Annotated in this window: 14 protein-coding genes and 1 tRNA gene; 4 read left to right on the forward strand and 11 right to left on the reverse strand. The window is 45.7% G+C overall.

The genetic code is table 11. The features are described from left to right. Positions 1-124 precede the first annotated feature (124 nt). From FN782_RS08470 to FN782_RS08480, 4 genes are all read left to right on the forward strand, one after another. Positions 125-199, forward strand: a tRNA-Arg gene (locus tag FN782_RS08470). Positions 200-332: 133 nt separating this feature from the next. After that, positions 333-917 carry an ATP-dependent Clp endopeptidase proteolytic subunit ClpP gene (gene clpP, locus FN782_RS08475; RefSeq protein WP_142505361.1) on the forward strand — a complete coding sequence of 195 codons (585 nt, stop codon included), beginning with the start codon at positions 333-335 and terminating at the stop codon, positions 915-917. 38 nt (positions 918-955) lie between these two features. After that, positions 956-1,078, forward strand: coding sequence for a hypothetical protein (locus FN782_RS17285; protein WP_281285929.1), 123 nt, complete (start codon positions 956-958; stop codon positions 1,076-1,078). Between the two features lie 152 nt (positions 1,079-1,230). Further along, positions 1,231-1,896 (forward strand): hypothetical protein, encoded by a 666-nt coding sequence (locus FN782_RS08480; RefSeq protein ID WP_142505362.1) that lies wholly within the window; start codon positions 1,231-1,233, stop codon positions 1,894-1,896. 332 nt (positions 1,897-2,228) lie between these two features. On the opposite strand, the gene FN782_RS08485 is transcribed toward FN782_RS08480, so the two are convergent. From FN782_RS08485 to hisF, 11 genes are all read right to left on the reverse strand, one after another. Continuing rightward, the gene (locus FN782_RS08485; protein ID WP_142505363.1) at positions 2,229-4,061 is read right to left on the reverse strand and encodes a monovalent cation:proton antiporter family protein; all 1,833 of its coding nucleotides are present in this window, start codon (positions 4,059-4,061) and stop codon (positions 2,229-2,231) included. 152 nt (positions 4,062-4,213) lie between these two features. Then, positions 4,214-4,474 (reverse strand): HPr family phosphocarrier protein, encoded by a 261-nt coding sequence (locus FN782_RS08490; protein ID WP_142505364.1) that lies wholly within the window; start codon positions 4,472-4,474, stop codon positions 4,214-4,216. A 35-nt stretch (positions 4,475-4,509) separates the two neighbouring features. Continuing rightward, on the reverse strand, positions 4,510-5,460 hold the full coding sequence (gene whiA, locus FN782_RS08495) for a DNA-binding protein WhiA (RefSeq protein ID WP_142505365.1): 951 nt from the start codon (positions 5,458-5,460) through the stop codon (positions 4,510-4,512). Positions 5,461-5,486: 26 nt separating this feature from the next. Further along, complete coding sequence (locus FN782_RS08500; protein ID WP_142505366.1) at positions 5,487-6,464, reverse strand: gluconeogenesis factor YvcK family protein; 978 nt, start codon at positions 6,462-6,464, stop codon at positions 5,487-5,489. A gap of 22 nt (positions 6,465-6,486) precedes the next feature. Further along, a complete protein-coding gene (rapZ, locus tag FN782_RS08505; protein ID WP_142505367.1) occupies positions 6,487-7,368 on the reverse strand; it encodes an RNase adapter RapZ in 882 nt (293 codons plus the stop codon). Positions 7,369-7,424: 56 nt separating this feature from the next. Continuing rightward, positions 7,425-8,363 (reverse strand): ROK family glucokinase, encoded by a 939-nt coding sequence (locus FN782_RS08510; RefSeq protein WP_246064901.1) that lies wholly within the window; start codon positions 8,361-8,363, stop codon positions 7,425-7,427. Positions 8,364-8,446: 83 nt separating this feature from the next. Then, on the reverse strand, positions 8,447-8,899 hold the full coding sequence (locus FN782_RS08515; RefSeq protein WP_142505368.1) for an 8-oxo-dGTP diphosphatase: 453 nt from the start codon (positions 8,897-8,899) through the stop codon (positions 8,447-8,449). A 181-nt stretch (positions 8,900-9,080) separates the two neighbouring features. Next, positions 9,081-9,560, reverse strand: coding sequence for a CBS domain-containing protein (locus tag FN782_RS08520; RefSeq protein ID WP_185956160.1), 480 nt, complete (start codon positions 9,558-9,560; stop codon positions 9,081-9,083). Between the two features lie 392 nt (positions 9,561-9,952). After that, a complete protein-coding gene (locus tag FN782_RS08525; protein ID WP_142505370.1) occupies positions 9,953-11,680 on the reverse strand; it encodes a tetratricopeptide repeat protein in 1,728 nt (575 codons plus the stop codon). A gap of 246 nt (positions 11,681-11,926) precedes the next feature. Then, on the reverse strand, positions 11,927-12,559 hold the full coding sequence (gene hisIE / locus FN782_RS08530) for a bifunctional phosphoribosyl-AMP cyclohydrolase/phosphoribosyl-ATP diphosphatase HisIE (RefSeq protein WP_425462700.1): 633 nt from the start codon (positions 12,557-12,559) through the stop codon (positions 11,927-11,929). A 2-nt stretch (positions 12,560-12,561) separates the two neighbouring features. After that, positions 12,562-13,320 (reverse strand): imidazole glycerol phosphate synthase subunit HisF, encoded by a 759-nt coding sequence (hisF, locus tag FN782_RS08535; protein ID WP_142505371.1) that lies wholly within the window; start codon positions 13,318-13,320, stop codon positions 12,562-12,564. Positions 13,321-13,322 lie beyond the last annotated feature (2 nt).

Consider the following 13,322-nt stretch of genomic DNA (forward strand, 5'->3'; position numbering starts at 1 on the left):
TTTTATTATTTTTATCGGCTGTTGCTGTCTTTCACAATGAAAAACAATTTCCAATCCAATTCAGCCCTTGCTTTTTTATCGGATATTCGTTATAATGAATTTTGTCTTTGTTAGACAGCAATCTGCGCCTATAGCTCAGGGGATAGAGCACTGGTCTCCGGAACCAGGTGCCCAGGTTCGAATCCTGGTAGGCGCACCATCCAAGACGGCAGCCGATCCGATCGGTTGCCGTTTTATTTTGCGCAGGTCATTTTTGACCTATATTGACCATTTCTGTCTGCTGCGTTATGATTGTAATACAGTGTGATCCACCTGAAAGAGGAGGAACCGAGATGAACCTGATACCTTATGTTGTCGAGCAAACCAACCGCGGGGAACGTTCCTACGATATTTACTCCCGGTTATTAAAGGACCGTATCATCTTCCTGGGCAGTGAGATCAATGATGCTGTCGCAAACACGGTCGTTGCTCAATTGTTGTTTCTGCAAACAGAAGATCCCAACAAAGATATTCAACTTTACATTAATTCTCCAGGGGGTTCCATTTCTGCTGGATTTGCCATTTACGATACCATGCAACACGTCAAGTGCGATATTCAGACGATTTGTATTGGAATGGCCGCTTCAATGGGTGCTTTCCTGCTCTCTTCCGGGACCAAAGGAAAACGTCTGGTACTGCCCAACAGTGAAGTGATGATCCACCAACCGCTGGGTGGAGCCCAAGGCCAAGCATCGGATATTGAGATCAGCGCCAAACGCATTCTACGGATGCGGGACCGATTAAACAAGCTTCTCTCGGAACAAACCGGCCAACCGCTAAAGAAAATTCAACAGGATACAGACCGTGATCACTTCATGACAGCAGAGGAAGCCAAAGAATACGGATTGGTTGATAAAATTATCAACCACCAAAAATAAGTTAGACTGTGACAAAGGTAATAAGAGGGGGATTTCCGGTGAAGCGGACCGATGCTGACTTCTTTGCTGGAGGAAAGAGATGGGGAAACGGAAATCCCCTCTCCCCCACTTTGTCGTCTACACTCCGACGTCCCAATTGGCACGTCGGTTTTCTTTTTTAAGAAATAAATGTCTATCTTTTCAGTCATTTCCTGATTAGCGCACCACAACAGGATTTTTGACTGATTTTTATTGATTTTTCAATTGCCTTTCTATACTTGTTATGTTACGTTTGTTTTGGGTACATGATGGGTATTGCTGAGGAGGACATGCATTGAGAACTGCCGCTCTCACATTAATCGTTTTTCTGTTGACTTTTACGGTAGCACCGGCAGCCTTTGCTGAAACTTCCCAGGAGACCGCCGCTTCATCTCTTGAAGCCGTCTACTATACCAAGGATAACAAACATCTTTTGGAAGTAACCCTTCCCGGAGCCACTCAACTGAAAGGGAACTGGGTTGTTACTCTAAACGGGAGCTATGAACAACGTTCTGCGGAAGATGCTGAGATGAACACATTTGTCGCTGAATATGAAGACCTGAACTCAGAAAGAAGCTATCAGGTGAATGCTGTCTTTTATGGCAAGAATGGCGCAGAACCCATCGATCTAGATGCCTGTTTCCAGCTCGAAAATCCGGCCACTACCACCAGCAAGCCCGTCCAATTGAAAGATTGCGGCTTGAATGAAGTGGCGGAAAAGGCCAAAAAATCAAACGCGGAAACAAAAGATTCCAAGAACACAGAAGACGGAAACAGTCAGAATTCCGGGAATGCAGAACAAGAAACAGCCCCTGTTCAAGATGAAGAACCGAATACACTGCAAAATATGAACAGCAGTCCCCAGGAACAAGGAGATTCCTCTGCTGATTCTCCCTTGGCATCAACGGGACTACAGCTGTTTTCGTTAGGTTTCACACTCTTGAGCATCATCGGAAACTGACTGAAGACAGGCAGACGATGGGAGATCCGGTAGTCTCCACAGCAGATACCTCACCCCTTTAGAGGAACCGAGGAAGGTTCAGCGAGGAACAGTGCCAGTGTTTTTACGGATTGGATTGTAACACTGTAACATATCGCTTACGCGTTACCATACTTAAACATGCAGAAGTTCATCACTGTTTGAATCGATTTCTAAATCCTACTATATCGACGCCCATCACCCAACAGCAGACCCCCGATGGGTCTGTTGTTCTATTAAACAGCCGGTCCCTTTATATTCGGGACCGGCATTCTCTTTTTTTGCTATCCTCTTGTCAGAATCCTAATGTATCATTATTCGCTCAGCATCCATTTCAGCCGTTGGACATGCGCCGGCTGATCACTGCTGATAATCAATCGGTCTCCCAAAAGAAGAACCGTGTCACCATGAGGAACAATTACCTCATTGTCCCGTAAGATCCGAAGAACCAATGAATCCCCCAGGATATTCAGATCCCGAACCCGCATCATATGGTAACGTTCATTTAACATGGGAATCTCCTGCAAATGACCTTCAGTTGTGACCAAATTGATTACCGATGGATATTCAATCATTGCTTTGACCAATGTCATATTGGAAAAGAAGCTGGAGATAAACTGGATGTTGCTTCCTTCGGGTAAGGGCTTTTTTTCTTCTACCCTGGCAATTACCTGTTTAACCCCTTGCTTCTCCGCCTCCAGGGCAATCTGGAAATTCCGTTCATCGTCATTCGTATAGACGACAACGATCTCTCTTTCAAAAACCCCTTTATCAGCCAAGTCTTCAGTAGAAAGAGGATTTAATTCCACAATCGGATAGGGAAATTTGTGAACCGGTTCCAGATTGGTTTTGTCGGAACCGTACAATGTCACATCATAACCATCCTTCTTCAAATCTTGCGCCAGCTTCAGTGTAATCGCATTAAAACCAACCAAGGACACTTTTGAAATCACAGGAGCGACTTCCGCATCCGGCACCATACGCTGAAATATGATCGGCGATGTGATCACTGTTACCACAGATGCCAATACCAGTGCTGTATTCGTCGTATTGTTGATAATGTCAAGCTCCATCCCCACTGCTGATGCAGCAATCACCAAACTCAGCTTGGAGCCCAGAAGCACCCCGGATGCAATCGACTTCTTCCAGGAAAACCACTGACGAAAAATCGGGATTACAACCAACTTAGAAAGATAAAAGGCAAGGAGGAAAAGTGGAAACATCGCCAAAGCCTTGGGATCCTCAATCATTCCGCGCAGATCCAATTTCGCTCCCACCATGACAAAGAAAATGGGAATGAGAAAACCAAATCCGAAGCTGTTCAGTTGTTTTACAAATTCCTTCTGCGGTGACAAGAGAGAGAGAACGACACCGGCCAAAAATGCACCCAGAATATTTTCGGCACCCACTCCTTCGGACAGCGCAACAAACAGAAGGATCAATGCAAATACACCGCGGGTTCCGAGGGAAATCGTCTCCCGCTGAATTTTTTCCATTACTTTTTTAGGTTTAGCCGCCACAATTAAACGGTAAATTACAAAACAAACGACAAACAACAGCGAAAGAAGCATAATATTTGAAATCCCGTTCGCTCCTTCCGAAGAACGCAAAAAGGAAACATGGACCGCCAACAGCGTCATCGTAAAGAAATCAGCAAAAACGGCCACCAGAAGAATGGACTGACCCAGCGAACCAGCCAATAACCCCTTGTCTTTCAGTACCGGCATGGTAACACTGACAGAGATCGTAGAGATGATCAATGTCATAAAAAAGACATCTGAAACATATCCCATGATACTTAACAACCAGGCCAGTAAGAGAGAGGCTAGGAAAATACCTGCAAAACTGATGAACCCCAGTTTAAGGGGATTAACTGACCCTGATTTTTTACGGCTTTCCTGAATCAGGTTAAAGTCTACTTCCAATCCAGTCAAAAACATGAGAAAGATGATACCCAGCATGGAAAGCAATTCTAACAACTGGTCTTCATAAATAACCTTTAATCCGCTTTCCCCCAGCAGCAGCCCTGCAGCAATTTCTGCCACCACAACAGGAATGGCATTCCACTTCAGCCGATGGAGGATAATAGGGATTATAAAAGCTACCAGCACTACAATCATAAGCGATGTAACAGAGTGTTCTTCCACAATCGTCGCCCCCTTTCTGGGCCATAGAAATCAAACATAATCTATATATTTCACTAAAAAAACACTATTAAAACCGGTTATATATGGAAAAGCAAAGAAATAGAGCCGCCACCAAAAGTGGCAACGGCTCCAGAAAGCTGATACTCATTCTCTCAGATTTCCTCTTTGCTGACAATGGCAGCGAGTGCCTCCACCGCTTCCTCTGCATCAGAGCCATCAGCGGATATAGTGATTTCAACACGGTTTGCCACCGCTAAACTCATAATCCCCATAATACTTTTGGCATTTACTTTTTTAACACCTTTTTTTACAAATATATCGGATGAATACCGGTTCGCCTCCTGAACAAATAGTGCGGCAGGGCGAGCATGCAGTCCGGCTTTCAGATTGACAACAACATTTTTTTCTACCATTGAGATCCCTCCAAATCGATTCAAGTGTTTATCGCTCATTTTCTATCATGTTGCATAACTTTGTACTTTTGGGCAATCTGATCCAGTTTACGCAATCGATGATTGATAGCCGATTTGCTCACTTTTCTTCCAGGCAACATCTGACCCAGTTCAGTAAGGCTTACTTCCGGATGACGTAGACGTGCCTCCGCCACTTCCCGGAGCCGGTCAGGCAATTGATCAAGGCCCACTTCCCGGTCAATCAATCGAATGTTTTCCACTTGGCGCATAGCGGCCTGAATGGTTTTGTTCAGATTGGCTGTTTCACAATTGACCAGCCGATTCACTGAATTTCGCATATCCTTCATGATCCGGATATCCTCAAAACGAAATAACGTATGGTGTGCTCCAATGATATTCAAAAATTCCCCGATTTTGTCTCCTTCTTTGATATAAACAACAAATCCTTTTTTTCGTTCAATCCATTTGGCATGCAAATGATAACGATTCATCAGTTTGCAAAGGTTTTCACTGTGATCCTGATAAGTGGACACAATCTCCAAATGATAAGAGCCGCTGTCGGGGTTGTTGACGGAACCACCCGCCAAGAAGGCTCCCCTTAAATAGGAGCGCAGGCAGCATTCATTTTTCACCAACTCCGGATCAATTCCGGAAATTCGCTCTACACCTTCACCCAATATGGATAAATCCCGCAGGATTTTTTCCGCACCGGATGGAACTCGAATCACATACGTATTGTTCTTTTTTAGACGGGCCTTCTTTCGAACCAGGACTTCCGGCTGAAGTTGATAAAGCTCTTTCATTCGCTTATACGTATGTCGCGCAATAGAATTATTTTCCGTGGTTACCTCCAAGCCGATTCGTCCGTTTCCGATCTGAACCAAACCATTCATCCGGACCAAAGCGGATAATTCAGCCCGCTTACAACAATTGGGGATATCGTCCATTCGGGTTAATTCCTGCTTGGTGGAGGATGCAAAAGACATCTCCATCACTTCCTTCATTCGCTATCTTATTCATCTCTGCGTTTTGGAACCAGGTTCACAATCCATTCATTCAGCTTTGCGGCATCATGTCGGATCACGGTTTCAATCTGTACCAAGTCATCAGCAATCACTTGACAATCAAATGTTTTTAATCGTTCCACATCTGCCTGAACCATGGTAGCCCCTTCTTCCGCATACCGTTCCAGGGTGGCGGATGGAGGTGCTTTTTTATTGACGATCACTACATCAAAAAAATTCCTCCCCACATGATCAAAAATCGCCGCTACATGGTCCGAAGCTGTAAAGTGATCCGTTTCTCCCGCTTGAGTCATGACATTGCAGATATAGATCTTTTTCGCCGCTGATCGTCGAATGGCCTGGGTGATATCTTTTACCAATAGATTGGGTAAGATGCTCGTATACAGGCTTCCCGGCCCAAAAATAATGCCATCCGCTTCTTCAATCGCATCTAGGGCCGTCGGCAATGGAGCGACGCCTTCCGGTTCCAGAAAGACACGCCGTATCGTTTTTCCGGACTTGGGGATTTGGGATTCCCCTTTGACCAAGGTTCCGTCATCCATCTCCGCCCATAGCTCGACCTCCTCTTCGGTAGAAGGCAGAACCTGCCCTCTTACCGCCAGCACCCGGCTCATATATTGGATGGCATGATTAAAATCTCCAGTAATATCTTTCAGCGCGGCAATCATCAAATTTCCCAGATTATGACCCGCAAGACCATCGCCGTTACGAAAGCGATATTGTAACACGCTTTCCAATAAGGGCTCTGTATCAGCTAAAGCCACCATTACATTGCGAATATCTCCAGGAGAAGGCATTTGTAGATCACTGCGTATTCGGCCGGAACTCCCTCCATCATCGGCAACAGTCACAATCGCTGTAATCTCCACAGGAAGCTTCTTCAACCCGCGCAGCAACACAGCCAACCCGGTTCCTCCTCCGACGACAACGATCCGTGGATTGCTCCCGGATTCCCTGATTTTCATGATGGACACCTCTTTGATGCTGTCAACCGTTCTTGCAGATATCGCGATGCATCACTTGCGATTTTTCCTGATCCTTAAACTTCTGGTTCAGGTATTCTGAGATCGCGACAGAACGGTGTTTCCCCCCCGTACACCCGATGGCCACCACCAGGTTGGATTTACCCTCCCGTTGGTAGTGCGGAATGAGGAACGACAGCATATCTGTCAATTTATCGAGGAATTGCCGTGTCTCTTCCCATTTCATTACATATTGATAGACATCTTGCTCTTTCCCTGTCATAGGTCTTAAAGAGTCCACATAGTGTGGATTCGGTAGGAACCGGACATCAAACACAAGATCCGCATCAATCGGAACACCGTATTTAAACCCGAAACTCTGGATGGTAATGGTTAGTCGACTGTAATCTGTCTGATGAAAACGTGCCGCTATTTTTTCACTCAGTTGAGCAGGCTTCAGCAAACTTGTATCAATAATGTGATGCGCGCGTCCCTTAATTTCTTCCAAGAGTTTGCGCTCTAACTTGATCCCATCCAAAGGTGTTCCGTTCGGCGAAAGTGGATGACGTCTCCGGGTCTCTTTATAACGTCGAACTAGCGTCTGGTCACTGGCATCCAAGAAAAGAATCTGATAGAGAATGCCATGGTGTTTTTCCAGTGTATCCAGCGATTCAAAGAGTGAAGAGAAAAACTCCCGTCCCCTCAAGTCGATCACCAAGGCTGCTTTTCTTAACTGACTGCCGGTACCTTTCAGAAGTTCCGCCAGCTTGGAAAGCAAAGCCGGTGGCAAATTATCGATACAGAAATATCCATGATCCTCCAAGCTCTGCATCGCAATGGTTTTTCCCGCCCCGGACATCCCGGTGATCACCACTAGTTGGATCTCCTTTTTCACTTCGGGAGCCATATCCCTCACCCGCCTTTAATACTCCATTAGTATATGATGAATTTTTAAAGAGTTTCCTATTGAACCGTTAATCTTGCCGCACCGATTATACCTGCATCATTCCCCAGTTCAGCAGGAAGGATTCGAGCATCCGCAAAGGTGTAGGCAGCATACGCCTGACGCAGGGGAGCAAGCAGTTGTTCCCCTGCTCTGGAAACCCCACCACCAATGATAAATGCTGCGGGATTGGTAACGACCGAAAGGATCGACATCATTCGAGCCAAAGCATCCACAGCAACAGCAATCACTTTTTGTGCAACCGGATCTCCTTCAGAAGCCGCATCAAAAATATCCTTTGCCATTAGCTGATCGTTTTTGGCTTTAGAAGCAAGCTTGGTGTGCTCACCGCTCAAAATAGACTCTTTGGCCAACCGGATCATTCCCGTCGCAGAAGCGATCGTTTCCACACATCCCTGCCTGCCGCAACCACAAATCGCTCCATTCTCTTCTACCCGAATGTGTCCGATTTCTCCTGCGAGTCCAGAAGAGCCGTGAATCAGTTTTCCTCCAGAGATCATTCCACCACCGATTCCCGTTCCCAAAGTGATGCAGACCAGATCGCCTAAACCTCTCCCTGCCCCGATCCACGCTTCGCCAAATGCCGCTGCATTGGCATCATTATCAATGGTAACCGGAACATTTAGCTCTTCTTCCAGACGATCCTTTATCGCTATATCTGTCCATGGTATATTCACCAATTTAACAATTTTACCTTGTGGGATATCCAAAAATCCCGGCAACCCAATTCCAACGCCTTCTACAGAGCTCCAGGAAACCCCTGCCTGATCTACCAGTTGACGCGCTTGATCAGCAATCCGTTGAACCCCGACTTCTGCACTTTCCTGAGAGGGAGTTGGAGTTTCAGATGTTTGAAGAAGCCTTCCATCTCCATCAACAATACCTGCTTTGATTGTAGTACCCCCAACATCAATTCCAATCAATGTTTTCCCCATCATCTCAGTTCCTCTCCGCTCTGCTTAAACTTGGTTTGAATATACTCGATCGGACCAAATGGGTCAAGCCGGGTTATTCCAACCGGTTAAGGAAGGTTATGATAAAGCAATTCCTCATCTGAATTGTATACCAGTCGTCCAATAATCAGTTCCCGTCCTTCCAACAGCCGGGTTAAAATCACCCTGTCCATCTCCGAAAGTGATAAATCGGCGATATCATCTTCATTTTGCCACATCAATTCCCCTTCTTCGCTGTATTCCAGTAAATCACCTTGATAATGGTTTGCTCGAAATGTAAACAGCATCCATTCTTTTTGCAAACGTCCTTCTTCCTCCATACACATGGTAAATACACCGCAAAGCGTGGGTTGATCCAAAATCAGTCCGGTTTCTTCTTCATACTCCCGGCTAACCGCCTCCAATACCGTTTCCGAAGGTTCCACTTTGCCACCGGGAGCCACCCACCACCCCCTTCGGGGTTTTTTCAAAAGAAGAACTTTACCATTTGATGTCAATATACAGTTTGCCACACGTTGCATCCGCTTTCACCTCTGTCGTTGAAACATCACCAAGAAGCAGGATGAGACATGAAAAGCGGGTTCCCTGAACCCGCATGTCCATTACTACAAAAAACAAAGGAGGTTCCTTTATTTATAACGGTCAAAATGACACTTTTTTTACAATCTATAGCGCTTTGTCTGCAATCAACATCAGCCTGGACTATGAAGTCTGACCCTCTTTCTGCCTTTCTACCATATCTTCAAGAAATTCCTGCTGAAAAAACTCCGTCACTTTCTCCATTAACACCCGCCGGGTTAAAATTCCCATAAATCGATTGTCAAAATCAATGATCGGGATGTAAGGGCGATCCAGAAGAACATCAAAGGCAAAAGAAAAGATGGAATTGGGCAGGATCGCAGAATGATTTTTATTCATTGCATGACAAACCTGAAATTCAGATAAGCGGTGAAAACGAAAATCATTACTGTTCAACATAAAATCCAGAATATTGGTTTTACTGATCACGCCTTCCACTCTGTCTTCATCATCGATGACAGGAACGGAGGCGTACCCTTTTCGCGTCAGAACCAAAAGCGCTCTCTCCAATGTCCAATCCGGATGAACAGTAATCACTTCTTCTCTGGAAATAATCAGTGGAGATATTTCACGGTCAAACAAGCTCAAATCTTTTTTTTGCATGGGAAACACAACCTTTGATTCTGAAATTTCTGTGTTAAAGGGAAAACAAAGGTCTGATGCCGACTGTAATTTCCAGAAATTATCATACCGCTGAGTTTCTGTTTCAGTCAAGTTTGGGGCATGCCCAAACGGCAACATTGCCCACTGGCCTAACATAAAACGCCAAAAAAAAACCCCGTCAGGTCAAGGAGAGGTTTGAATTATAACCTCTTTCCTTGATCGGTAGGGTGAACACCCAGTTCACCCTCCAATCCCGGCCAATTATCCCAAGGACAAGCCTTTTTTGCGGGTAATCAGAAAAGTAGAGGGACACCCGCAGCAAAAACAGACGTAGTCATCCCTCAAGAACAACAACCTCCCAGCCGACCAACACAGCATATGCACGCAAGCAGCTACTTTATGCCTGGCTTATGAATGGATGGACAGACCTTCTTCAATACTCTTACATGACGTCCCACTGTGGAAGAAGAAACGTGATGTTTTCCGGCAACACATTTCAGCGAAAGGGAGATTCCATGAAGACGGGCAACGATATATTCCAGTGCTGCTGCCCATCCTTCCACCTTGCGAATTTTGGGAAGATCAGCCTGATTTTCTTGCAGGAACTCCTTCCAGATGATCTGGACATCATTCATTTGAATGAGATCGTAGTCTCCATCCATTTTTTTCAAGCAACACTCCAGAACTTTTTCCCATTGTTTTATGCACTCCGGAAGCTGCTCCGTCAACTCATTGGGTCGAATCATCCGCTCCTGTCCATCCAATATGGCACAGCAGGAGTCCTTCATTCCCATCTGAGAAAGGACATGAAGTGCAAACCGTTTCAGATCATCATCTTCATTCTGTTTCATCAGAAAACAGCGAAGAACCTGTTCCACTTCCCGATCAGCAATCCACTCAAACACTTGGAGAACCTGTAGCTTCGTTTCTTTGTCTCCGTGATTTAAGGCCCAGAAAAACGAAGAACGAAGCAACGGATTTTGCTGAACGAGTTCCGGAACAAGATGCTGATGTTGAGTCAGTTGCATCAGTTGCTCTTCAAAGGGCAGTTGATAATGATAACTGACCGTGGGAACCGATGACGGATACAAGTTGGACCATCTGTCCATCCGACTGAGATAAAAAGACGGAATATCCGATTCGGGGTCCAGCTCCTGGGCGATCCGCCAATAGCTTTGAGCCAGCTGAAAACGTTTGTTATTGAAGGCAGCTGCCGCCAAATAATGATAAAGACTTGAGTCTGGACGCTCCTCCCGCTTCAAAAGCTTGCGGAAGAGCCAAAGTGCTGCCTGATGTTCCCCCAAAATTCCCAGAGTGATTGCCAGTTTATACATATGTTCCAGTTGAAGTGGCACCCACTTTTTCAGGAGTGTCACCAACCGCTCTCTGTTTTCCCGATCTCTTTGATGCTGAAACAGAATCGCCAAATTGCAGAGCGCATGAAGATTGTGAGGGTCCGCCTCCAACACCTGTTGAATCAACTCTGTCGCTTTCTTCACATCTCCCATGTAATAATAAGCCAACGCCAAATTATTTTTGCCCGGATAAAAGTTGGGATATTTCTTAATCAACTCTTCCAGGATCTCCGCAGCAAGAAAAAATTGCCCTGATTCCAGACAGTTGCTCGCTTCATCATGTTGTATCAGCCAATCTTGTTTTGGTTTCACCTTTGGACGGCGAGGGCTTCGTCCCTGCTCATAGGCAAGCATATCCAACATCTCTTCCGCTTCAGACACAAACTCCCCTTTGGGAGCCACTTCCAGATATCGAATCAGATAATCTTCAGCCCGTTCAAAATCCTCCAGATTGGCTGCATTATTGGCCATATAAAACCAGCATTCATAAAGTTCAGGATCTGCATGGGACAAGATCTTTTCCAGAATTTCATTGGATTCTTCAAAACGACCCATCTCCGACAGTATTCCAGCAAGATTGCATAGATTGACTGGGTTATCCGGTTCCTTTTCAACAGCCAGGCGAAAATATTTCAACGCTTGATCATACCGGTGCCGATCCAATGAACGAACGGCTCGTTCAAAGAAAAAACCGGCATCCAATCGCAACTGAACAACCTTATGTCCTTTGGATGGCTTCTTCACGTCAGCACATTGCTTTTTCATCGCATCCCCACCCAACAACAGGGTTTGAGCTCCATGGATAACTTCGGGAAAAGTATACCATATTCCAGGATGGATTACATACCTCACCGGAAGTGAGGAAAAGAAGCCGATTTATAAATACTTACAAATATTCAGTTTCTTATTTCCCAACTGATCCGGCAGATACATCAACCGGAATCAGTTATCCAAGAACATTTTCTATTTTGATTGTATGGAAGCAACATGAGACCGTCAACTGACTGAGATTTACCGAGCTGACCCTTGTTTTCTGTGCCGCTTTTCCAGTTCAGCCAAAACGCAATCCAAAGAGAGTCTTTGTTCCCGAAGGAGAACCAGAAGATGGAAAATGAGATCAGAAATCTCCCAAGCAAGCTCTTCAGAAGACCGGTTTTTTGCAGCAATCACCACTTCTGTGGCTTCTTCCCCCACTTTTTTCAGAATCGTATCCACTCCTTCTTCAAAAAGCTGGGTCGTATACGATTTTTCAGGCCGTTCGGCTTCTCTTGTGGCAATCACCTGTTCAAGGGTGTTCAAAATGGCAAACCGATCGTGCAATTTCTCCTCCCCTTTTTGAAAACAGGAGTAATGACCGGTATGACACGCCGGACCCCTGGGGCGAACTTGGATCAACAAGGCATCTTGATCACAATCATAACGAATTGCCGTCACTTTTTGTGTATTTCCCGAAGTCGCTCCTTTGTGCCACAATTCGTTCCGAGACCGACTCCAAAACCATGTCTCTCCGGTTTCCACGGTTTTTTGGAGAGACTGATCATTCATATAGGCCAAGGTAAGGACTTCCTTACTGTCAGCATCTTGAACGATCGCCGGAATCAAGCCTTTTTCATCAAATTGGACAGCGGAACAATCCAGTTCTATGTTCACCGAACATGCACTCCCTTATCTTTTAGCCAAGATTTCAATGGACCCAATGGAATTTCCTGATAATGAAAAACCGATGCAGCCAGTGCAGCGGTTGCACGTGTTTTCTTAAACACCTCATAGAAATGCTCCATGGTCCCTGCTCCTCCGGAAGCGATCACAGGCACCCGGATGGCATCTGTAACCGCTTGGGTGAGTGCCAGATCATACCCGCTTTTATGCCCATCCTGATCCATGCTGGTAAGCAAAATCTCTCCAGCTCCTCTTTCCACCGCTTCCCTGGCCCACTCAACCGCCCGTCGATCCGTTCGGCGCCGGCCTCCGTGAGAATAAACATACCAATCCTTCCTCTCCCGGTCATAACAGGCATCAATGGCTACTACGATACACTGCGTCCCAAACCGGGAGGCTCCTTCTTCAATCAATTCCGGATGTTGAAGACAGGCTGTATTGATGGACACTTTATCTGCTCCAGATCGCAACATGCGAAACATATCTTCCGTAGAGGAAATCCCCCCACCCACAGTAAACGGAATGGAAAGCGTTCCCGCCGCTTTCTGAACCATATCCACCAATGTTTTTCTCCCTTCATGGGAAGCGGAAATATCCAAAAAGACCAGTTCATCTGCTCCAGTATGATCATAATGGGCTGACAGTTCCACAGGGTCCCCGGCATCCCGCAGATTTTCAAAAGAGACTCCCTTGACCACTCGTCCATCTGCTACATCAAGACAAGGAATAATCCGTTTGGTTATCATGA

Origin of the sequence: Melghirimyces algeriensis (genome assembly GCF_900182565.1) — a bacterium.
In the GTDB taxonomy this organism is placed as follows: Bacteria; Bacillota; Bacilli; order Thermoactinomycetales; family DSM-45169; genus Melghirimyces; species Melghirimyces algeriensis.

Excerpts from the sequence above, each read along its gene's own strand:
- clpP (WP_142505361.1), top strand. The coding sequence starts at position 333 with ATGAACCTGATACCTTATGTTGTCGAGCAAACCAACCGCGGGGAACGT.
- FN782_RS08490 (WP_142505364.1), bottom strand. The coding sequence starts at position 4,474 with ATGGTAGAAAAAAATGTTGTTGTCAATCTGAAAGCCGGACTGCATGCT.
- whiA (WP_142505365.1), bottom strand. The coding sequence starts at position 5,460 with ATGTCTTTTGCATCCTCCACCAAGCAGGAATTAACCCGAATGGACGAT.
- FN782_RS08500 (WP_142505366.1), bottom strand. The coding sequence starts at position 6,464 with ATGAAAATCAGGGAATCCGGGAGCAATCCACGGATCGTTGTCGTCGGA.
- rapZ (WP_142505367.1), bottom strand. The coding sequence starts at position 7,368 with ATGGCTCCCGAAGTGAAAAAGGAGATCCAACTAGTGGTGATCACCGGG.
- FN782_RS08510 (WP_246064901.1), bottom strand. The coding sequence starts at position 8,363 with ATGATGGGGAAAACATTGATTGGAATTGATGTTGGGGGTACTACAATC.
- FN782_RS08515 (WP_142505368.1), bottom strand. The coding sequence starts at position 8,899 with ATGCAACGTGTGGCAAACTGTATATTGACATCAAATGGTAAAGTTCTT.
- FN782_RS08520 (WP_185956160.1), bottom strand. The coding sequence starts at position 9,560 with ATGCAAAAAAAAGATTTGAGCTTGTTTGACCGTGAAATATCTCCACTG.
- FN782_RS08525 (WP_142505370.1), bottom strand. The coding sequence starts at position 11,680 with ATGAAAAAGCAATGTGCTGACGTGAAGAAGCCATCCAAAGGACATAAG.
- hisF (WP_142505371.1), bottom strand. The coding sequence starts at position 13,320 with ATGATAACCAAACGGATTATTCCTTGTCTTGATGTAGCAGATGGACGA.